The organism is Streptomyces sp. NPDC099050 (genome assembly GCF_044759865.1).
GTDB lineage: Bacteria > Actinomycetota > Actinomycetes > Streptomycetales > Streptomycetaceae > Streptomyces.
In genome coordinates this window covers 581,449-601,430 of the sequence record NZ_JBIWAE010000002.1, presented here as the reverse complement: position 1 = coordinate 601,430, position 19,982 = coordinate 581,449, and the positions used below count along the sequence as shown (strand labels likewise).

Genomic DNA, 19,982 nt, shown 5'->3' with positions numbered 1-19,982 from the left:
GCTGTCCACCCCGCAGCCGTATCGTGCCCATCACCCCCGTCACCCCCGTCACTGCCGTCACCCCCGTCACCCCCGTCATCCCGTCACGCCCGCCCCGAGAGGAACCCCGACCGCATGCCGCTGACCTCGCCCCGGCGATCCGCTCTCGTCGACCAGGTGATCGCCCAGCTCAGGAACCAGATCACCTCCGGCGAATGGCCCGTGGGCTCCCGCATCCCCACCGAGCCGGAGCTCGTGGAGCTGATGGGCGTCGCCCGCAACACCGTCCGGGAGGCCGTACGGGCCCTCGCGCACAACGGCCTCCTCGACATCCGCCAGGGCTCGGGGACGTACGTCATCGCCACCAGCGAGCTGGCCGGGGTCATGCACCGGCGGTTCTCCGGCGCCGACCCCCGGCACATCGCGGAGGTGCGCTCGACGCTGGAGTCCTCGGCGGCCCGGCTCGCGGCGGAGCGGCGGACCGCGCGGGACCTCGTACAGCTGGACGCGCTGCTGGCGCGGCGCGAGGAGGCGTGGCGGGGCGGGGACGCGGAGCCGTTCATCGCGGCGGACGTGGCCCTGCACATGGCGGTGGTGGCGGCCTCGCACAACGAGGTGCTGATCGAGCTGTACGCGGACCTCGGCGACCTGGTGGCCGACTGGCTGCGCACCGACGTGGGGACGGAGCTCGATCCCGCCTCGCACCTGGACCACGAGCGGCTGATCGAGGCGATCCGGCGCGGCGACGGGGACGCCGCGGCCTCAGAGGCGGCCGGCTACCCGTTCGTCTGCCTGGCCGAGGAGGGGCGGCGGCCCGCGGGGGTCACTGCCGCTGGTGGCTGACCCAGGCGGAGCGGACTTCCTTCCAGCAGCGGCCGGAGAGCTCCACGCGGCCGGCCGGTCCGACGGCCACGGCGGCGCCGTCCCCGTCCACGTCCCACCAGCGGTCGCACTCCACGTGCAGGCGGACCAGGTCGGTCTGGGGGTAGCCGTTGTGGCAGAACGCCACCACCTGGGAGCCGTCGATCTCGGTGTCGCAGTCGGCCCCGAAGAGCTCCTTGGCGGGCTTCGCGGGCTGCACGGGCGGTTCGGCGGGGATCTGGGACAGATCGACCACGGCCGGGGCCTGGACGTCCGTACCGGGCGCCGGGGCCTGGACGTCCGAACCGGGCGCCGGGGCCCGGAGGTCGTTCCCGGGGACCGGGACCGGCCCCTCGTCCTGCGCGACGGCTCCCGGGAGCAGGAATCCGGTCAGGACCACCGAGGTGACCAGCAGGGATACCGCTCGGCTCCGCCTCGCGCGCACTCCGGTACCCCCTCCCCGCAGGAGCCGGGAAGATCCCGACGGGCCCAGTTTGCAGGGAAATGTCCCGATTTTCGACTTGGGAAGATCCGGCCCGGGGGCGGACATCTGATCGAGTCACCCCGTACGGTCCCCACCCCGCCCACCGAAACGGCGGCGGCCGCGCCTCCCGGAAGGGAGGACGCGACCGCCGCCGTACGGATGGCACGGGTCCCGGATCAGGCGGAGCCGGCAGCCGGATGGACCGGGAAGGTCAGGCACCCATGGCGTGCAGGCCGCCGTCGACGTGGATGATCTCGCCGGTGGTGCTGGGGAACCAGTCCGACAGCAGGGCGACGACGCCCTTGGCGGCCGGCTCCGGGTTCGACATGTCCCACTCCATCGGGGAGCGGTGGTTCCAGACGTCCGCCAGGTCGGAGAAGCCCGGGATGGACTTCGCGGCCATGGAGCCGAGCGGACCCGCCGAGATCAGGTTGCAGCGGATCTTCTCCTTGCCCAGGTCACGGGCGAGGTAGCGGCTGGTGGCCTCCAGCGCGGCCTTGGCCGGGCCCATCCAGTCGTACTGCGGCCACGCGTACTGCGCGTCGAAGGTGAGTCCGACGACCGAGGCGCCCTCGTTCTCCGGGAAGAGCGGCTTGCAGGCCATGGTCAGCGACTTCAGCGAGAACGCCGAGACGTGCATGGCGGTGGCGACCGACTCGAACGGGGTGTTCAGGAAGTTGCCGCCGAGCGCGTCCTGCGGCGCGAAGCCGATGGAGTGGACGACGCCGTCGAGGCCGCCGAGCTCCGCACGGACGAGCTCCTCGACGCGGGCCAGGTGCTCGGCGTTGGTGACGTCGAGCTCGATCACCTTGACGGGCTTGGGCAGCTTGCGGGCGATGCGCTCGGTCAGCGTCGGCCGCGGGAACGCGGTGAGGATGACCTCGGCGCCCTGCTCCTGAGCCAGCTTGGCGACGTGGAAGGCGATGGAGGACTCCATCAGCACCCCGGAGACGAGGAGGCGCTTGCCGTCGAGAATTCCGCTCATGGTGATCAGTGACCCATGCCCAATCCGCCGTCAACGGGAATGACGGCACCAGTGATGTACGCGGCGTTGTCGGACGCCAGGAAGCTGACCGCGGCCGCGATCTCCTCGGGCTGCGCGTAGCGGCCCAGGGGCACCTGGCCGACGATGCCGGCCCGCTGCTCGTCGGTGAGCACCTTCGTCATGTCGGTGTCCACGAAGCCGGGCGCGACGACGTTGAAGGTGATGTTGCGGGAGCCCAGCTCGCGGGCGAGGGAACGGGCGAAGCCGACCAGCGCCGCCTTGGAGGCGGCGTAGTTGGCCTGGCCGGCCGAGCCGAGGAGGCCGACGACCGAGGAGATCAGGACGACGCGGCCCTTCTTGGCACGGAGCATGCCGCGGTTCGCGCGCTTGACCACCCGGAACGTGCCGGTGAGGTTGGTGTCGACGACCGAGGCGAAATCGTCCTCGGACATGCGCATCAGCAGCGTGTCCTTGGTGATGCCGGCATTCGCCACCAGGACCTCGACCGCGCCGTGCGCGTCCTCGACCTGCTTGTAGGCCTGGTCGACCTGGTCGGAGTCCGTGATGTCGCAGCGGACCGCCAGCACGCCCAGGGCCGTGAGCTCCGCGGGGGGCTCGCCCGACCGGTACGTGATCGCGACCTTGTCCCCCGCTTCCGCGAAGGCTCGGGCGATGGCGAGGCCGATGCCCCGGTTACCTCCGGTGACGAGAACCGAGCGGCTCAACGGATCACCCTTTCGACTAGCGGTCTGAATACCAAAAACCTATAGGTCAAGTACCCCTTCCGGAGAATCCGGCTCCGACAGGGCCTCGGTACGCGCTCTGTCGAGTCCCTACAGAAAGATGTGTGCACCGCGAGCCACGGCGCGACATGATCGTGCCAGCTGCCCCAACCCCCGGGAGGACCTCCGTGCCCCATTCCATCGACGCGGCCTTCACCGCGCTGCCCTTGCGGGCGCTCGCCGACGCGGCGCTCGCTCGGGCTCGCGCGCTGGGCGCCGATCACGCCGATTTCCGTCTGGAACGCATCCGCAGCGCCTCCTGGCGGCTGCGTGACGCCAAGCCCTCCGGCGGTTCCGACACCACGGACCTCGGCTACGCGGTCCGCGTGGTGCACGGGGGCAGCTGGGGGTTCGCCTCCGGCGTGGACCTGACCATGGACGCCGCCGCCAAGGTGGCCTCGCAGGCCGTGGCCATGGCGAAGCTCTCCGCCCAGGTGATCAAGGCGGCCGGCTCCGACGAGCGGGTCGAGCTCGCCGACGAGCCGGTGCACGCCGACAAGACCTGGATCTCCGCCTACGACGTGAACCCCTTCGAGGTGCCGGACACGGAGAAGGCCGCGCTGCTCGCCGACTTCAGCGCGCGGCTCCTGGCGGCGGACGGGGTGGCCCACGTGGACGCCTCGCTGCTCGCGGTCCACGAGAACAAGTTCTACGCCGACACCGCGGGCACCTCCACCACCCAGCAGCGGGTCCGCATCCACCCGCAGCTCACCGCCGTCGCCGTGAACGCCACCACGGGCGAGTTCGACTCGATGCGCACCATCGCCCCGCCGGCCGGGCGCGGCTGGGAGTACCTGACGGGCACCGGCTGGGACTGGAACTCCGAGCTGGAGGCGATCCCCGGGCTGCTCGCCGAGAAGATGCGGGCGCCGAGCGTCGAGGCCGGGCGCTACGACCTGGTCGTGGACCCCTCGAACCTGTGGCTCACCATCCACGAGTCCATCGGCCACGCCACCGAGCTGGACCGGGCGCTGGGCTACGAGGCCGCGTACGCCGGGACCTCCTTCGCCACCTTCGACCAGCTGGGCAAGCTGGCGTACGGCTCCCCGATCATGAACGTGACGGGCGACCGGACCGCCGAGCACGGGCTGGCGACCATCGGGTACGACGACGAGGGCGTCGAGGCGCAGAGCTGGGACCTGGTCAAGGACGGCACCCTGGCCGGCTATCAGACGGACCGGCGGATCGCGAAGCTGACCGGCCTCGGCCGCTCCAACGGCTGCGCCTACGCCGACTCCCCCGGGCACGTGCCCGTCCAGCGCATGGCGAACGTCTCGCTCCAGCCGGATCCGGGCGGGCTCTCCACCGAGGACCTGATCGGCGGGGTGGAACGCGGGATCTACGTGGTCGGCGACCGCTCCTGGTCCATCGACATGCAGCGCTACAACTTCCAGTTCACCGGGCAGCGCTTCTTCCGCATCGAGAACGGGAAGCTCGCCGGACAGCTGCGCGACGTCGCGTACCAGGCCACGACCACGGAGTTCTGGGGCTCGATGGAGAAGGTCGGCGGTCCGCAGACCTACGTCCTGGGCGGCGCCTTCAACTGCGGCAAGGCCCAGCCGGGCCAGGTCGCGGCCGTCTCGCACGGCTGCCCGTCCGCGCTGTTCCGCGACGTGAACATCCTGAACACCACGCAGGAGGCCGGGCGATGAGCTCGTCGATTCGTACCACCAAGCCCCACGAGATCGTCGAGCGCGCGCTGGAGCTGTCCACCGCGGACGGCTGCGTCGTCATCGCCGACGAGGAGTCGAGCGCGAACCTGCGCTGGGCGGGCAACGCCCTGACCACCAACGGGGTCACCCGCGGCCGGACCCTCACGGTCATCGCGACCGTCGACGGCAAGGAGGGCACGGCCTCGGGGGTCGTCTCGCGCTCCGCCGTCACGGCCGCGGAGCTGGAGCCGCTGGTCCGGGCCGCCGAGGCGGCCGCCCGCGGCGCCGGACCGGCGGAGGACGCCCGGCCGCTGGTCACCGGCACCCCGTCCTCGCCGGACTTCGCCGACGCCCCGGCCGAGACCTCCTCGGCGGTGTTCGCGGACTTCGCCCCGGCCCTCGGCGAGGCCTTCGCCCGGGCCCGCGCGGGCGGCCGCGAGCTGTACGGGTTCGCCAACCACGAGCTGGTCTCCACCTACGTGGGCACCTCCACGGGGCTGCGCCTGCGCCACGACCAGCCCAACGGCACCCTGGAACTCAACGCGAAGTCCCCGGACCGCCAGCGCTCGGCCTGGGCCGGCCGTGCGACGCGGGACTTCAAGGACGTGGACCCGACCGCGCTGGACGCGGAGCTGGCCGTCCGGCTGGGCTGGGCGGAGCGGAAGATCGACCTGCCGGCCGGGCGGTACGAGACGCTGCTGCCCCCCACGGCGGTGGCCGACCTGGTGATCTACCAGATGTGGTCGGCGGCGGCCCGGGACGCGGTGGAGGGCCGGACGGTCTTCTCCAAGCCCGGCGGCGGCACCCGGCTCGGCGAGCGGCTCTCCCCGCTGCCGCTGAACCTGCGCAGCGATCCGAACGCGCCGGGTCTGGAGTCCGCGCCGTTCGTGATCGCGCACAGCTCCGGGGACGACGCCTCCGTCTTCGACAACGGCCTGCCGGTCCCGGCGACCGAGTGGATCAAGGACGGCGAGCTGGCCCGGCTGACCACGACCCGGCACACGGCGGAACTGACCGGGCTGCCGGTCTCCCCCTCGTTCGGGAACCTGATCCTGGACGCCGGCGGGGAGAAGTCGCTGGAAGAGATGGTCGCCGCTACCGAGCGCGGGCTGCTGCTGACCTGCCTCTGGTACATCCGCGAGGTGGATCCGGCGACGCTGCTGCTCACCGGGCTGACCCGGGACGGCGTCTACCTGGTGGAGAACGGCCAGGTTGTCGGCGAGGTCAACAACTTCCGGTTCAACGAGTCGCCGGTGGACCTGCTGTCGAGGGCCTCGGAGGCCGGCCGGACCGAGAAGACGCTGCCGCGCGAATGGAACGACTGGTTCACCAGGACCGCGATGCCGGCGCTGCGCATTCCGGACTTCAACATGAGCTCGGTCAGCAAGGGCGTCTGATCAACAAAGCGTGAGAGGTGCGGGCCTTCCCCGCCTAGACTGGCGGGGAAACCCTCAGCTTGTATCTCGTTCAAGGAGACCCAGAACCGTGACGGACATCGTCGACGAACTGAAGTGGCGCGGGCTCTTCGCCCAGTCCACCGATGAAGAAGCGCTGCGCAAGGCCTTCGCGGACGGTCCCGTCACGTTCTATTGCGGCTTCGACCCGACGGCGGCCTCGCTGCACGTGGGTCACCTGGTGCAGGTCCTCACCGTGCGTCGGCTCCAGCAGGCGGGCCACCGTCCGCTGGCGCTGGTCGGCGGGGCCACCGGGCAGATCGGCGACCCGCGCCCGACCGCCGAGCGCACCCTGAACGACCCGGAGACCGTCGCGAACTGGGTGACGCGCCTGCGCACCCAGATCGAGCCGTTCCTGTCCTTCGAGGGCGAGAACGCGGCGCTCATGGTCAACAACCTGGACTGGACGGCGGGCCTGTCCGCCATCGAGTTCCTCCGGGACATCGGCAAGCACTTCCGCGTGAACAAGATGCTGACGAAGGACTCGGTCGCCAAGCGGCTGGAGTCCGACCAGGGCATCAGCTACACGGAGTTCAGCTACCAGCTGCTCCAGGGCATGGACTTCCTGGAGCTGTACCGCCGGCACGGCTGCGTGCTCCAGCAGGGCGGGTCCGACCAGTGGGGCAACCTGACGGCCGGTCTCGACCTGATCCACCGGGTGGAGCCGGACGCGCACGTCCACGCCATCGCGACCCCGCTGATGGTCAAGGCGGACGGCACCAAGTTCGGCAAGTCCGAGAGCGGCGCCGTCTGGCTGGACCCGGAGATGACCACCCCGTACGCGTTCTACCAGTTCTGGCTGAACGTGGACGACCGTGACGTCTCCACCTACATGCGCATCCTGTCCTTCCAGACCCCGGAAGAGCTGGAGGCGCTGGAGGCGCAGACCGCCGAGCGGCCGCAGGCGCGTGCCGCCCAGCGGGCGCTGGCGGAGGAGCTGACCACGCTGGTGCACGGCGCCGACCAGTGCGCCGCCGTGATCGCGGCGTCCAAGGCGCTGTTCGGCCAGGGCGAGCTGGCGGACCTGGACGAGGCCACGCTGGCCGCGGCCCTGTCCGAGCTGCCGCACGCGAAGGTTTCGGAGCCGGGCCTGGTCATCGACCTGCTGGCGGAGACCGGACTCGTGGCGAGCAAGTCGGCCGCGCGCCGGACCGTCAAGGAGGGCGGCGCCTACGTGAACAACGTGAAGGTCGCCTCCGAGGACGCGGTCCCCGCCAAGGAGGACCTGCTGCACGGACGCTGGCTGGTGCTGCGCCGCGGCAAGAAGAACCTGGCGGCGGTCGAGGTCACCGGCTGAGGGCACCGACTGGGGTCACCGGCTGAGGTCATCGGCTGAGGTCACCGGCCGGGCGCCGACGACGGAGCATGACGCGGGGGCCGGCCCGGACAGATCGTCCGGGCCGGCCCCCGCGTCGTGCTCCGTCGTGCTCCGCCGCGCCGCGGAGCCGGAGCCCTCAGGTCATCTGCCTCTTGTTGCCGCGGAGCGAGCTGTAGATCAGGTCACCGAGACCGACGATCACGACGGCTCCGGCAAGCTGCAGCAAGTGCCGGATCCAGTCGATGCCGCGCGTTTCGTTGACGCCGATCCACGTGGCCACGGCGTTGCCGAGGACGGCGCCGATGATGCCGAAGATCGTGGTCAGCCAAAGGGGCTGGTGCTGCTTGCCCGGCAGGATCGCCCGGGCTATCAGTCCCAGTACAAAGCCGACGATGATCGCCCACAACCAACCCATGTCGAGCCTCCTCCTGGCGCGTTGTGCGCATGTGGGCCCAGTCTCGACCCGTCCGGCCTACCGCGCATTTCGGGCGGTGCCATTCGGGGGACACCCCCTCTGCCCGGCTCCGCGCGGGCGGCGTACCGTGGAGACGTCCGGGCCGGGAGCGCCCGGCGGTCGATCGGGTGGTGGGTTGTGGAGCGGACGAAGCGGAACGGGTCCGAGGTCTTCCGGATCACGGGGGCGAGGATGAGCCTCGCCGAGGACGTGCGGGGACGCCAGCGCCGGTACGTGATCTCGATGCTGATCCGGACCCTGTCGGTCATCGCGACGATCGTGTTGTGGAACGTCCAGCGGCCCGTGGCCATCGTGACGCTCGTCGCGGGAGCGCTGCTGCCGTACATCGCGGTGGTCATCGCCAACGCGGGGCGCGAATCGACGCCCTCCCTGCCGTCCCACTTCGTTCCGGCCCCGGTGCGCCCCGAGCTGGGTGACGGAAACCTCAAGAAAAGCTCAGATCAATCATGAAGTTCCAGTGCACCGCACCGGGTCCTGCGTGACATACTGCCTACGCGCTCCGCATCCCCCGTCGGAGCGACGGACCGACGCCGGGCAGCTCCCCCCGTGGCTGCTCGGCGTCGCCATTCCGTCTTAGGGTTGAGCCGTGACTCCCCTTGACGCACTTCTGAACGACGCCTCCGCCGCCGACGCGCCCACCTGTTCCGCCAAGGCCTGCCGCGGGGCGGCCGTCTGGGTCCTGGCGTGGAACAACCCGAAGCTGCACACCCCCGAGCGCCGCAAGACCTGGCTGGCGTGCGAGGAGCACCGCGAGCACCTGTCCCAGTTCCTGGGGGTCCGCGGTTTCCTCAAGGACGTGGTGAAGCTCGACGAGTGGGAAGCGCCCGAGGGCTCGCAGCGGCCGTAGCCACCGCGAGCCCTCGGGGTCGCTCGGAACCGCACCGCCGGTCACGGCGGTGCGGGGATCAGCCGCCGATCGCCGACATCGGGCGGTCGGGCTGCAGGAAGGCCGGGTCGTCGAGACCGGAGCCGGCCTTCTTGCCCCACATCGCCACCTTCCACAGGCGGGCGATCTCCTCGTCCGGGGCGCCCGAGCGCAGGGCGGCGCGCAGGTCGGACTCCTCGGTGGCGAAGAGGCACGTACGGATCTGGCCGTCGGCCGTGAGGCGCGTACGGTCGCAGGCTCCGCAGAAGGGGCGGGTGACCGAGGCGATGACGCCGACGGTGGCCGGGCCGCCGTCGACGACCCAGCGCTCGGCCGGGGCGGAGCCGCGCTCCTCGGAGCCCTCCTCGGTGAGGGTGAAGCGGGTGCGCAGGGATTCCAGGATGTCACCGGCGGTGATCATGCCGTCGCGCTTCCAGCCGTGCTGGGCGTCGAGCGGCATCTGCTCGATAAAGCGGAGCTCGTACTCGTTCTCGACGGCCCAGGCCAGCAGGTCGGGGGCCTCGTCGTCGTTGAGTCCGGGCATCAGCACGGCGTTGACCTTGACGGGGGTGAGGCCGGCGTCGCGGGCGGCGGCCATGCCCTCGATGACGTCCTTGTGGCGGTCGCGCCGGGTCAGGGTCTTGAAGACCTCGGGCCGCAGGGTGTCCAGGGAAACGTTCACCCGGTCCAGGCCGGCGGCCTTGAGTGCCTGCGCGGTGCGCTTGAGGCCGATGCCGTTGGTGGTCAGCGACATCTTGGGGCGGGGCTCCAGGGCCGCACACTGCTCGACGATCCCGACGAGGCCGGGGCGGAGCAGCGGTTCTCCGCCGGTGAAGCGGACTTCCTTGATCCCGAGCTGGGTGACCGCGATGCGGATCAGCCGGACGATCTCGTCGTCACTGAGCAGATCCGATTTGCCGAGCCACTGCAGACCCTCCTCGGGCATGCAGTACGTACAGCGCAGATTGCACCGGTCGGTGAGTGAGACGCGCAGGTCAGTGGCTACGCGGCCGTAGGTGTCGAGAAGCACTGTAAGCCCCCTCCCCTGTCCGGTTTGTAGAGGTTTGCGCCGTGATGGATGAGAGTACGAGCGCTATCAAAGAGCCTACGCGACACCCGTGACATGTAGGGGTGCCCGAATGAACGAGACGGGGCGTGGCCGTGTCGTAGGGAAATACGACACGGCCACGCTGGGTGTTCGTACTGATTCGCTGAGGCGCAGGGTGTCAGTGCGCGCCGGTTCCGGTGAGGGAGCGGACTTCAAGCTCGGCGAACTTCTGCGGGTCGGCCTTCTCCTTGGACAGGACCGTTCCCAGCCAGCCGAGCAGGAAGCCGAGCGGGATGGAGATGATGCCGGGGTTCTCCAGGGGGAACCAGTAGAAGTCGGCGCCCTTGAACATCGAGGTGGGCTTGCCGGAGACGACCGGCGAGAAGAGCACCAGGACGACCGATGAGATCAAGCCGCCGTAGATCGACCACAGGGCGCCCTGGGTGGTGAAGCGCTTCCAGAAGAGGCTGTAGAGGATGGTCGGCAGGTTGGCGGAGGCGGCGACCGCGAAGGCGAGGGCGACGAGGCCGGCCACGTTGAGGTCGCGGGCCAGGGCGCCGAGGCCGATGGCCACGGCTCCGATGACCACGGTGGACCAGCGGGCCGCCCGTACCTCTTCCTTCTCGGTGGCCTTGCCCTTGCGGATCACGTTGACGTAGAGGTCGTGCGCGAAGGACGAGGAGGAGGCCAGGGTCAGGCCCGCGACGACCGCGAGGATCGTGGCGAAGGCCACCGCCGAGATCACGGCGAGCAGGACGGCTCCGCCGGTGGAGCCCGCGCCGCCGCCGATCTCCTGGGCGAGCAGCGGGGCCGCGGTGGTGCCGGCCTTGTTGGAGGCGATGATGTCGGCCCGGTTGAGCAGGGCCGCGGCGCCGAAGCCGAGGACGATCGTCATCAGGTAGAAGGCGCCGATGATGCCGATGGCCCAGTTCACGGACTTACGGGCGGCCTTGGCCGTGGGGACCGTGTAGAAGCGGATCAGGATGTGCGGCAGGCCGGCGGTGCCCAGGACCAGGGCGAGGCCCAGCGAGAGGAAGTCCAGCTTCGAGAGCGAGTCCTTGCCGTACTTCAGGCCCGGCTCCAGGAACTTCACGCCCTGGCCGCTGTTGTCGGCGGCCTTGCCCAGCAGGTCGGAGATGTTGAAGTTGAACTTCCACAGGACCAGGAAGGTGATCAGCAGGGTGCCCGCGATCAGCAGCACGGCCTTGATCATCTGGACCCAGGTGGTGCCCTTCATCCCGCCGATGGTGACGTAGAGGATCATCAGGATACCGACCAGCGAGACGATCACGACCTTGCCGAAGTCGCTGGTGATGCCGAGGAGCAGCGAGACGAGCACGCCGGCGCCGGCCATCTGGGCGAGCAGGTAGAAGATCGAGACCACGATGGTGGAGGTGCCGGCGGCGGTGCGTACGGGGCGCTGGCGCATCCGGTACGCGAGCACGTCGCCCATCGTGTAGCGGCCGGAGTTGCGCAGCGGCTCGGCGACCAGGAGCAGGGCCACCAGCCAGGCGACGAGGAAGCCGATCGAGTAGAGGAAGCCGTCGTAGCCGAAGAGCGCGATGGCTCCGGCGATGCCGAGGAAGGACGCGGCGGACATGTAGTCGCCGGAGATGGCCAGGCCGTTCTGGAATCCGGTGAACTGGCGGCCGCCCGCGTAGAAGTCTGCGGCGTCCTTGGTCTGGCGTCCGGCCCAGATGGTGATGGCCAGGGTGGCGACGACGAACGCCCCGAACAGGGCGATGATCAGCGGACGGTGCTCGGAGGCGCCCGCGGCGGTGGTCGTACCCGCCGTGGCCGACCCGGCGAGAGCCACGTACAGCGGGGCGCTCATTCGCCGGCCTCCATCCTTGCCTTGATGGCCGAGGCCTTGGGGTCGAGCTGGGTCGCCGCGTGGCGCGAGTACAGCCAGGCGATGAGGAAGGTCGTCGCGAACTGGCCGAGGCCCAGGACGAGGGCGACGTTGATGTTGCCGAAGAGCTTCGTCCCCATGAAGCCGCCCGCGTAGCTGGAGAGCAGGACGTAGAGCAGGTACCAGGCGATGAACGCCACGGTCAGCGGGAAGGCGAACGAGCGGTGGGCGCGGCGCAGTTCGGCGAACTCCGCACTCTGCTGGACGCGTGCGAACTCTTCGGGCCCGGGACTCGCCGGCGGCGTTCCCGTGCTGCCCGGGGGCGGCGCTGTTTCGGCTGTCACGGGGGACTCTCCTTGTGACGCGGGGGCGGTGGGGATGACGGACAAAACAACCTCCGTGGGGGGGACGGTGGTGCCGATCCCCCTGTCAACGGCACGTCCGGCGCGTCGGGGTGGTTCAACACCTGTTTGTTTCTTTGGGAACTGATTCCTCGAACTAATGGCGCAGAGGGGAACGGAAACGCTAAGTTCGCCTGTCATGAACCCGTCCGGCGCGACCGCGACCGGACGGCTTTTCAAAGATGATCTGGAGAACCCATGGCTCATCTGGGATCCGGCCGCCGGCGTGCTCTCGCCGTACCGGTCGGCCTGGCGCTCACCGCCTCGCTCGCCTTCCTGCCCTCGGTCGCGGCTTCAGCCGCACCGCTGAGCATCACGGCGGACGCGGCTGCGACCTCTACGGCCGGGACGACCGGCCCGAAGCTGTCGTACGTGGCGAACTTGAAGACCTATGCCACGGTGACGGCGGCGAAGAAGGCCATCGAGCGGGCCGGTGGAACGGTGGTGACGGCCTATGAGCAGATAGGTGTCGTCGTCGCGCACTCCCAGAACCCCGACTTCGCCAAGCAGCTGCGCGCCAACCGCGGTCTGTTCGACTCGGTCGGCGCCACCCGCACGGCCCCCCTCTCGGCGGTGCAGACCACCGAAGAGGGCGCGACGCAGCAGCTGAGCGCGGCGGACGCCGCCAAGGCGGCAGCGTCGGCCCAGGAGGGCCAGGAGCCGCTGGAGTCCAACCAGTGGGACCTGCGGACGATCAAGGCCGATCAGGCTCACAAGATCAACGATGGCAGCCAGGACGTCACTGTGGGCGTCATCGACACGGGTGTCGACGACACTCACCCCGACATCGCGCCGAACTTCTCCAAGGAGCAGTCGGCCAACTGTGTCGGCGGCGTCGCGGACACCAGCGAGGGCGCCTGGCGTCCGTACGCGGACGGCAGCGACCACGGCACGCACGTGGCCGGCACCATCGCGGCCCCGCGCAACGGCCTCGGCATCAGCGGTGTCGCGCCGGGCGTCAAGGTCGCCGGCATCAAGGTGAGCGAGCCCGGCACCAGCCTCTTCTACACCGAGGCGGTCGTCTGCGGCTTCATGTTCGCCGCCGAGAAGGGGATCGAGGTGACCAACAACAGCTACTACGTCGACCCCTGGCTCTACAACTGCAAGGCCGACGAGGACCAGAAGGCGCTGGTGGAGGCCATCGGCCGCGCCACCAAGTACTCCGAGCGCAAGGGCACGCTGCACGTGGCCTCGGCCGGAAACTCCAACCACGACCTGGCCGGCGACTCGATCGCCGACGACACCAGCCCGAACGACACCACCCCGGTGCCGCGCACCATCGACCCGAGCGTCTGCTTCGACCTGCCCACCCAGCTCCCGGGCGTGGTCACGGTGTCGGCGACCGGTGACAAGGGCCTGCGCTCGTACTACTCCAGCTACGGCCTCGGAGTCGTCGACGTCGCCGCCCCCGGTGGCGACAAGTGGCAGATCCCGGCCACCCCGGACGCCAACGGCCGCGTGCTGTCGACGGTCCTGGGCGGCGGCTACGGCTACAAGCAGGGCACCTCGATGGCCGCCCCGCACGTCGCCGGCGTCGCGGCGCTCCTCAAGAGCGCCCACCCGTACGCCTCGCCCGCGATCATCCAGGCGATGCTCAAGGGCCAGGCCACCAAGACGGCCTGCCCGTCGCAGATCTTCAACGCCGCGGGCACCCTGATCGACGCCACCACCTGCGAAAGCGGCTGGGGCCAGACGGGCTACTACGGCTACGGCGTGGTCGACGCGCTGAAGGCCGTCAAGTAATCCGCTGAATTGGGGAAGGGCCGGGCGGGGAACATCCCGCCCGGCCCTTCCTCGCGTTGCTGCGTTCCTGCGGTCCTACGGTCCTGCCATCAGGGCTTGATCATGACCTTCAGCGCGCTGCGGTCGTCCATCGCCCGGTAGCCCTCCGGGACCTCGTCCAGGGTGACGGCGCGGTCGAAGACGGGCGACGGGTCGATCGCACCGCTGAGCACGTCCGCGAGCAGTTCGGGGATGTACGCGCGGACCGGCGCGACCCCGCCCCGCAGGGTGAGGTTGCGGTCGAACATGACACCGAGGTCGAGGCCGGTGCCGCTGCCGTGCGGGACGCCGACGTAGCCGATGGCCCCGCCGTCGCGGGCGATGTTCACGGCGGTGCGCATGGACATCTCGGTGCCGACGGCCTCGATGACGGAGTGCGCGCCCTGGCCGCCGGTCAGCTCGCGCACGGCCGCCTCGGCCGCCTCGCCGCGCTCGGCGACCACGTCGGTGGCCCCGAAGAGCTTGGCGATGTCCGTACGGACGGCGTGCCGGCCCAGTGCGATGATCCGGTCGGCGCCCAGCCGCTTGGCCGCAAGGACCCCGCACAGGCCGACCGCGCCGTCGCCGACCACGGCGACCGTGGAGCCCTTCCGGACCCCCGCGCCGAGGGCGGCGTGGTGGCCGGTGCCCATGACGTCGGACAGCGCGAGCAGCGCGGTCAGCAGGTGGTCGTCGGAGACGGCGTCGGCGGGCAGCTTCACCAGCGTGCCGTCGGCGTGCGGGACGCGGACGGCCTCGCCCTGGCCGCCGTCGTGGCCGACCGAGCCCCAGAAGCCGCCGTGCTCGCAGGAGGTGTAGAGGCCCTCGGCGCAGTAGGCGCAGGTGCCGTCGGACCACATGAAGGGGGCGACGACGAGGTCTCCGGCGCGCAGGCCGGAGACGGCGGAGCCGGTCTCCTCGACGACGCCCAGGAACTCGTGGCCGATCCGCTGGCCCGGCTGCCGCTTGGCTTCGCCGCGGTAGGCCCAGAGGTCGCTGCCGCAGATGCAGGCCCGCAGGACGCGGACGACGGCGTCCTCGGGGCGCTGGATCGCAGCGTCGGGCACCTCCTCCACGCGGATGTCGTGCGGGGCGTGGATGACGGTGGCGCGCATGGTGGTGCAGTCCTCCGGCTAGGAAACGGTGGAGCCCTGTAGGGCCTCCCTACCGTACGCCCGCTCCGGGGCCAGCGCTCCCGTGGCCAGCAGGTACTGGGCCGCCACGTACGTGGCCATGACCCAGAAGTCCGGGCGGGGCAGCTGCGGCCACTCGGCGACCCCGGTGGCGATGAGCGTGTCGGAGATCAGGAACAGCGCCCCGCCGAGCCCGGCCCGCGCTCCCAGGGCGCTGGAGCGGTAGGCCATGGCGGTGAGCAGCAGGCTGTACCCGGCGACCGGGATCCGCAGCTCCGCGGGCAGGTCGCCCCAGAGCAGCGTGACGGTGGACAGCAGCGCGGCGGCGTACGCGGCCCCGAGCAGGGGGCCCGTACGGCGGCGGCCGAACAGGCTGCGCCCTCTGAAAAGCATGAGGTAGCAGACGTGCCCGGCGGCGAAGGAGCCCATGCCGATCAGGAAGGCGATGTCGGCGTCGAAGAGCAGGGCCAGGTCCCCGCCCCAGCCGAACAGCAGGGCCGCGACGAGCAGCCGGGGGGCGCGGCGGGTGACGACGTAGGCGACGAGCAGCGGCATCAGCAGCGGCTTGGCGATCAGGTGCCCGGTGTGCCAGCCCGCCAGCAGGGATCCGAGGTCCAGGGCGGTGGCGACGGCGAAGGCGGCGAGCAGCACCCGGCCGGCGGAGCCGGAGCCCGGGGGGAAGGCGGGGCGCGCCCAGGACGGCGTACGGGACCGCGCGCGTTCGGTGGATCCGGCGGCGCTCACGCGGCGTGCTCCGGGGCGGGCGCGGGCGCGGCCGTCTCGGCCGGGGCGGTCTGCGAGGCCTGCGCGGGCTGCCAGCCGGGGCCGCGGAACACGCGTCCGGCGCGCTCGCGCCAGGTGGTGGCCCCGCGTACGTCCCGGGCGATGGAGGCGTACTCGTGGGTGGCGACGCGCAGCGGGTTGTAGGTGCCGATGTTCTTGGTGAGGCCGAAGACGGGCTTGTCGGTCTCACCGACCCAGGAGCCGAACATCCGGTCCCAGACGATCAGGATGCCGCCGAAGTTCCGGTCCAGGTAGCCGCCTTGGGAGGCGTGGTGGACTCGGTGGTGGGAGGGGGAGTTGAAGACGAACTCGATCGGCCGGGGCAGCTTGTCGATGCGCTCGGTGTGGATCCAGAACTGGTAGACGAGGTTGACCGAGTAGCAGAACGCGATGGCCGCCGGGTGCACGCCCAGCGCGATCATCGGGAGGTAGAACGGCCAGGAGGTGGCGCTGGTCCAGGGCTGGCGCAAGGCGGTGGTGAGGTTGAACTTGCGGCTGCTGTGGTGGACGACGTGGCAGGCCCACAGGATCCGGATGACGTGGTGGCCGCGGTGCTGCCAGTAGTAGAGGAAGTCCTGGGCGAGCAGCATCAGCGGGATGGTCCACCACAGGACGGGGACGCGCAGCGGGGTGAGCTCGTAGACCGCGGTGTAGATCGCGACGATCGGGATCTTCCAGAGGAAGTCGAAGCCGAGGCTGCCGATCCCCATGCCGAGGCTGGTGACGGCGTCCTTGGTCTCGTACCCGGCGGCGTCCTCGTCGGGATGGATGCGGTAGCTCACCAGCTCTATGACGGTGAGCAGGACGAAGGCGGGTATGGACCACAGCACGACATCGGGCAGGTTCGGCATGTCCGCACCATAGAGGCGGGTTCGGGGGCTCGGCTAGGGGTTGTTACCGATCGGTATCCATCGGTGTTACCGACGGTTCACGAGATGCTTCCGGGTGAGGGTGTCCGGGCCAAGGGGAGGGCGTGGGAGATGGCGCACGGAGCGGGTTTCGAGGAGATCGCCTTAGCGGCGGCGGACGAGGTGGCGCGGACGGTGATGCGGGCCCGGCCGCCGGGGGCGCCCCGGTTCAGGCCGGTGCGGGAGGACGTCCGCGAACGGCTGCGCCGCGCGCACAGGCTGGTCGGCCTGCTGACGGAAGCGAGCGCGGGACTGGACGGAGCCGACCGGGAGAACGCGGTGGACGCGGTCCGCGTGGCGTTCGCCGCGCTCAGCCCGAAGGAGACCGGGATCCTCCTCCTGGCCGCCGCCGGCCCCTCGGCCGTGCCCGTGCCCCCGCCGCCCGGGGAGCTGGGCCCCGCGGCGCGGGCCGCCTACCGGGAACTGTTCGTCCTGTGCCTCGACGGCCGGGCGGCCGCGGACCGGGGCTCCTCCCCGCCGGGCGACGGCCCCCGGGCCGCAGCGGAGGCGGAGGCGGAGGCGGAGGCGGAGGCGGCCGCCTTCGACGAGGCGGACGCCGGCTCGCCGGAGGGGGAGGCCGCCGGGGCCGCCGCGGCAGCTCGGCCCGCCGAGGCCGGCCACCCCGCCGGGGCCGCCGAGAGCGCCGAGAGCGCCGAGGGCTTCTCCGCCTTCGAGGAGCGGTACGCCCAGTACGTCGCCGGGGCCCAGGGGCGGGTCCAGCTGTACGGGCTGACGCTCAGCCAGGCCCGCCAGGACTGGTCGCTGGACCGTGCCTACATCAGTCTCGCGGTCAGCGGCGGGGAGTTCCTCGAAGAACCCGGCCTGCGGAGCTCCGTGAAGGCCGAGGTGGCGCTGAACTCGACGGAGCGGGTGCTGCTGCGCGGCCCGGCCGGCTCGGGCAAGAGCACCCTCGTGAAATGGCTGGCCCTCAACGCGGCCCGCAGCAGCTTCACGGCCCAGCTGCCGGACTGGAACGGCCTGGTCCCCTTCGTCCTGCCGCTGCGCTCCTTCAACTCCCCCGCCGGACTGCCCCGGCCGCAGGACTGGCTCGGCGCGACGGGCGTCCCGCTGCTGCCCCCGGAAGGCTGGATCACCGGGCTCCTGACCTCCGGGCGGGCGCTGGTGCTGATCGACGGCGTGGACGAGGTGCCGCCGCGGCTGCGCGACAGGACCGAGTCCTGGCTGCGGGACCTGCTCACCGCGTACCCGACGGCCCGCTTCGTCGTCACCACCCGGCACTCGGCCGTACCCGAGGACTGGCTGACCGCCCACGGTTTCACCTCGCTCGCCCTGCTGCCGATGGACCGCGACGACGTCGGCGCCTTCATCACGCACTGGCACGCCTCCGCCCGGGGCGAGGCGGACGGCGAAGACGGGGGGCCGGAGCGGGAACTGCTCGACCGGTACGAGGCGGCGCTCCTGGAGGCCGTGGGATCGCGCCGGGACCTGGGCAGGATGGCGACGAACCCGCTCATGTGCGCCCTGCTGTGCGCGCTGAACCGGGACCGCCGGATGCATCTGCCCCGGGCCCGCAAGGAGCTCTACGACACGGCTCTGGACATGCTGCTGATCCGCCGCGACAGCGAACGGGACATCTCCGGGGTCGAGGGGGTCTACCTCAGCCGGGACGAGCAGACCCTGCTGCTCCAGCGCCTCGCGTACTGGCTGATCCGCAACGGGCAGGTGGAGGCCTCCGCCGAGGAGGCGATCGGGATGATCGCCGAATCGCTCGACTCCATGCCCCAGGTCAAGGCGCAGGGCGGGGCGCGGACGGTGTTCCGGCACCTGCTGATCCGCAGCGGGCTGCTCCGCGAGCCGGTCCCGGGCTCGGTCCTGTTCGTCCACCAGACCTTCCAGGACTACCTCGGCGCCAAGGCGGCCGTGGAGGCACGGGACTTCGGCGTCCTGGTGCGCAACGCCCACGAGTACACCTGGGACAACGTGGTCCGGATGGCCGTGGGACACGCCCGTCCCGACGAACGCGCCTACCTGCTGCGCCAGTTGCTGGAGCGAGCCGACCGGTCGGAGCCCTACCGCAGCCGGCTGGTGCTGCTCGCGGCCGCCTGTCTGGAACACGCGCCGGAGCTGGATCCGGAGGTCCGGCGCGAGGTGACGGCCCGGACGGCGCTCCTGTTGCCCCCGCGCTCCCCGGGCCAGGCCGAGGAACTGGCCAAGGCGGGGGAACTGGTGCTGGAGCTGCTGCCGGAGCCGGCCGGGCTCGTCGAGGCCGAGGCGGCCGCGACGATCCGTACGGCGGCGCTCGTCGGCGGCGACCGGGCGCTCCGGGTGATCGCGGGCTTCCGGAGGGACGACCGCTATGAGACGGCACGCGAACTCTCCGACGCCTGGGGGCGGTTCCCCGTGGAGGCGTACGCGGACACGGTGCTCGCGGACGCCCCCATGACCACGGCCCACCTGCACGTACGGACGCCCGGACAGCTGCGGGCCCTGGACCGGCTCCGGCACGTCCGCCGGCTGCACGTCACCTGGGACGGCCCCGTGCCGCCGGAGATCGCGGGGCGGCGGGACCTGGAGTCGCTGACCCTGCACCGCAATCCGGGGCTGGCCGATCTGTCCCCGCTGGCCGGGCAGTCCACGCTGCGGCACCTGGGCGTCCTGGACTGCCCGCAGGTCACCGGGATCGAGGTGGTGACCGAACTGCGGGCGGACAGCCTGGCCTTCGGCTACCTCCGGGACGACCTCTCGCTGGCCCCCCTCGCGGGGGCGGCGGACCTGCGCTCCCTGATCATCGGTTTCGAGCCGGAGCAGCGGCGGATCGGGGACGTGCCCGCCGCGGACTCGCTGACCGCGCTGCACCTGTGGCAGGGGGCCCGCCGGATGACGCTCGACGGGATCGAGCGGTGGCCGCGCGTGGAGAAGCTGACGGTCGCCGGCAGCGGCCAGTACCGGCAGCTGGTGCGCTCGCTGCCGCTCAGGGGACTGACCGCCCTGCAGATCCGGCACGCGGCGCCCGTATCGGCCGGGGCGCTCCTGCCGTACGAGCGCCTCGGCCGGCTCGTGCTGATCCGATGCGCGCTGGAGGGGTCGCTGGAGGCGCTGCGCGAGTTCCCGGAGCTGCGCCGGCTCGTGCTGAGCGAATGCCTGGGGACCGTGGACCTGTCTCCGCTCGCGCCCGTGGAGCGGCTGGTGATCGAGCTGCGCCGGGGCACTCACGTGAGGGGTGCGGAGCTGATCCCGCCGGAGCGGCTCGTCCGCAGGGACTGAGCCGCTCCGGCGGGCG

At 71.2% G+C, this 19,982-nt stretch carries 18 protein-coding genes; 8 read left to right on the top strand and 10 right to left on the bottom strand.

Going from position 1 to position 19,982, the window contains the following annotated elements:
- The first annotated feature begins 114 nt into the window (after positions 1-114).
- Entirely contained in the window at positions 115-822 is a 708-nt protein-coding gene (locus ACIQV3_RS05735) for a FadR/GntR family transcriptional regulator (protein ID WP_403710076.1), read from the top strand.
- On the opposite strand, the gene ACIQV3_RS05730 is transcribed toward ACIQV3_RS05735, so the two are convergent.
- The 3 genes from ACIQV3_RS05730 to fabG form a co-directional block, all read right to left on the bottom strand.
- Positions 803-1,087, bottom strand: coding sequence for a hypothetical protein (locus ACIQV3_RS05730; protein WP_403710168.1), 285 nt, complete (start codon positions 1,085-1,087; stop codon positions 803-805). The genes ACIQV3_RS05735 and ACIQV3_RS05730 overlap by 20 nt on opposite strands.
- Before the next feature lie 448 nt (positions 1,088-1,535).
- Positions 1,536-2,309 carry an enoyl-ACP reductase FabI gene (gene fabI, locus ACIQV3_RS05725; RefSeq protein ID WP_403710073.1) on the bottom strand — a complete coding sequence of 258 codons (774 nt, stop codon included), beginning with the start codon at positions 2,307-2,309 and terminating at the stop codon, positions 1,536-1,538.
- 5 nt (positions 2,310-2,314) lie between these two features.
- The gene (gene fabG / locus ACIQV3_RS05720; protein ID WP_250742229.1) at positions 2,315-3,034 is read right to left on the bottom strand and encodes a 3-oxoacyl-[acyl-carrier-protein] reductase; all 720 of its coding nucleotides are present in this window, start codon (positions 3,032-3,034) and stop codon (positions 2,315-2,317) included.
- A gap of 185 nt (positions 3,035-3,219) precedes the next feature.
- Between fabG and ACIQV3_RS05715 the strand changes: the two genes are divergently transcribed.
- The 3 genes from ACIQV3_RS05715 (at position 3,220) to tyrS (ending at position 7,494) form a co-directional block, all read left to right on the top strand.
- Entirely contained in the window at positions 3,220-4,743 is a 1,524-nt protein-coding gene (locus ACIQV3_RS05715; RefSeq protein ID WP_403710071.1) for a TldD/PmbA family protein, read from the top strand.
- The gene (locus ACIQV3_RS05710) at positions 4,740-6,140 is read left to right on the top strand and encodes a metallopeptidase TldD-related protein (RefSeq protein ID WP_403710069.1); all 1,401 of its coding nucleotides are present in this window, start codon (positions 4,740-4,742) and stop codon (positions 6,138-6,140) included. Before ACIQV3_RS05715 ends, ACIQV3_RS05710 begins: the two co-directional genes overlap by 4 nt.
- An 88-nt stretch (positions 6,141-6,228) precedes the next feature.
- Positions 6,229-7,494 carry a tyrosine--tRNA ligase gene (gene tyrS, locus ACIQV3_RS05705; protein ID WP_403710067.1) on the top strand — a complete coding sequence of 422 codons (1,266 nt, stop codon included), beginning with the start codon at positions 6,229-6,231 and terminating at the stop codon, positions 7,492-7,494.
- 157 nt (positions 7,495-7,651) lie between these two features.
- Here the strand turns inward: tyrS and ACIQV3_RS05700 are convergent, their stop codons facing one another.
- A complete protein-coding gene (locus ACIQV3_RS05700; RefSeq protein ID WP_403710065.1) occupies positions 7,652-7,930 on the bottom strand; it encodes a GlsB/YeaQ/YmgE family stress response membrane protein in 279 nt (92 codons plus the stop codon).
- A gap of 231 nt (positions 7,931-8,161) precedes the next feature.
- Here ACIQV3_RS05700 and ACIQV3_RS05695 point away from each other — a divergent pair, with 231 nt between their 5' ends.
- Positions 8,162-8,440 carry a DUF3099 domain-containing protein gene (locus ACIQV3_RS05695; protein ID WP_403710063.1) on the top strand — a complete coding sequence of 93 codons (279 nt, stop codon included), beginning with the start codon at positions 8,162-8,164 and terminating at the stop codon, positions 8,438-8,440.
- 136 nt (positions 8,441-8,576) lie between these two features.
- Positions 8,577-8,837: a hypothetical protein gene (locus ACIQV3_RS05690; RefSeq protein ID WP_403710061.1), complete on the top strand. Its 261-nt coding sequence runs from the start codon at positions 8,577-8,579 to the stop codon at positions 8,835-8,837.
- Between the two features lie 58 nt (positions 8,838-8,895).
- Here ACIQV3_RS05690 and moaA read toward each other — a convergent pair whose 3' ends face one another.
- The 3 genes from moaA to ACIQV3_RS05675 all read right to left on the bottom strand — a co-directional run bounded on the left by moaA (position 8,896) and on the right by ACIQV3_RS05675 (position 12,099).
- A complete protein-coding gene (gene moaA / locus ACIQV3_RS05685) occupies positions 8,896-9,885 on the bottom strand; it encodes a GTP 3',8-cyclase MoaA (protein WP_403710059.1) in 990 nt (329 codons plus the stop codon).
- A gap of 196 nt (positions 9,886-10,081) precedes the next feature.
- Complete coding sequence (locus ACIQV3_RS05680) at positions 10,082-11,737, bottom strand: cation acetate symporter (RefSeq protein WP_403710057.1); 1,656 nt, start codon at positions 11,735-11,737, stop codon at positions 10,082-10,084.
- Positions 11,734-12,099, bottom strand: a complete 366-nt coding sequence (locus ACIQV3_RS05675) for a DUF485 domain-containing protein (protein WP_403710055.1) — start codon at positions 12,097-12,099, stop codon at positions 11,734-11,736. The genes ACIQV3_RS05680 and ACIQV3_RS05675 overlap by 4 nt, the downstream gene beginning before the upstream one ends.
- Positions 12,100-12,354: 255 nt before the next feature.
- Between ACIQV3_RS05675 and ACIQV3_RS05670 the strand changes: the two genes are divergently transcribed.
- On the top strand, positions 12,355-13,899 hold the full coding sequence (locus ACIQV3_RS05670; protein WP_403710053.1) for a S8 family serine peptidase: 1,545 nt from the start codon (positions 12,355-12,357) through the stop codon (positions 13,897-13,899).
- An 89-nt stretch (positions 13,900-13,988) separates the two neighbouring features.
- On the opposite strand, the gene ACIQV3_RS05665 is transcribed toward ACIQV3_RS05670, so the two are convergent.
- From ACIQV3_RS05665 to ACIQV3_RS05655, 3 genes are read right to left on the bottom strand one after another with little or no spacing between them, the layout of a single operon-like run.
- A complete protein-coding gene (locus ACIQV3_RS05665; protein ID WP_403710051.1) occupies positions 13,989-15,032 on the bottom strand; it encodes a zinc-dependent alcohol dehydrogenase family protein in 1,044 nt (347 codons plus the stop codon).
- An 18-nt stretch (positions 15,033-15,050) separates the two neighbouring features.
- A complete protein-coding gene (locus tag ACIQV3_RS05660; RefSeq protein ID WP_403710049.1) occupies positions 15,051-15,794 on the bottom strand; it encodes a lysoplasmalogenase in 744 nt (247 codons plus the stop codon).
- Positions 15,791-16,684, bottom strand: a complete 894-nt coding sequence (locus tag ACIQV3_RS05655; protein ID WP_403710047.1) for a sterol desaturase family protein — start codon at positions 16,682-16,684, stop codon at positions 15,791-15,793. Before ACIQV3_RS05655 ends, ACIQV3_RS05660 begins: the two co-directional genes overlap by 4 nt.
- Before the next feature lie 129 nt (positions 16,685-16,813).
- On the opposite strand from ACIQV3_RS05655, the gene ACIQV3_RS05650 reads away from it, so the two are divergent.
- Positions 16,814-19,966 (top strand): NACHT domain-containing protein, encoded by a 3,153-nt coding sequence (locus ACIQV3_RS05650; RefSeq protein WP_403710045.1) that lies wholly within the window; start codon positions 16,814-16,816, stop codon positions 19,964-19,966.
- The last annotated feature ends 16 nt before the right edge of the window (positions 19,967-19,982 follow it).

Excerpts from the sequence above, each read along its gene's own strand:
- ACIQV3_RS05735 (WP_403710076.1), top strand. The coding sequence starts at position 115 with ATGCCGCTGACCTCGCCCCGGCGATCCGCTCTCGTCGACCAGGTGATC.
- fabI (WP_403710073.1), bottom strand. The coding sequence starts at position 2,309 with ATGAGCGGAATTCTCGACGGCAAGCGCCTCCTCGTCTCCGGGGTGCTG.
- ACIQV3_RS05710 (WP_403710069.1), top strand. The coding sequence starts at position 4,740 with ATGAGCTCGTCGATTCGTACCACCAAGCCCCACGAGATCGTCGAGCGC.
- ACIQV3_RS05700 (WP_403710065.1), bottom strand. The coding sequence starts at position 7,930 with ATGGGTTGGTTGTGGGCGATCATCGTCGGCTTTGTACTGGGACTGATA.
- ACIQV3_RS05695 (WP_403710063.1), top strand. The coding sequence starts at position 8,162 with ATGAGCCTCGCCGAGGACGTGCGGGGACGCCAGCGCCGGTACGTGATC.
- ACIQV3_RS05680 (WP_403710057.1), bottom strand. The coding sequence starts at position 11,737 with ATGAGCGCCCCGCTGTACGTGGCTCTCGCCGGGTCGGCCACGGCGGGT.
- ACIQV3_RS05670 (WP_403710053.1), top strand. The coding sequence starts at position 12,355 with ATGGCTCATCTGGGATCCGGCCGCCGGCGTGCTCTCGCCGTACCGGTC.
- ACIQV3_RS05665 (WP_403710051.1), bottom strand. The coding sequence starts at position 15,032 with ATGCGCGCCACCGTCATCCACGCCCCGCACGACATCCGCGTGGAGGAG.
- ACIQV3_RS05655 (WP_403710047.1), bottom strand. The coding sequence starts at position 16,684 with ATGCCGAACCTGCCCGATGTCGTGCTGTGGTCCATACCCGCCTTCGTC.
- ACIQV3_RS05650 (WP_403710045.1), top strand. The coding sequence starts at position 16,814 with ATGGCGCACGGAGCGGGTTTCGAGGAGATCGCCTTAGCGGCGGCGGAC.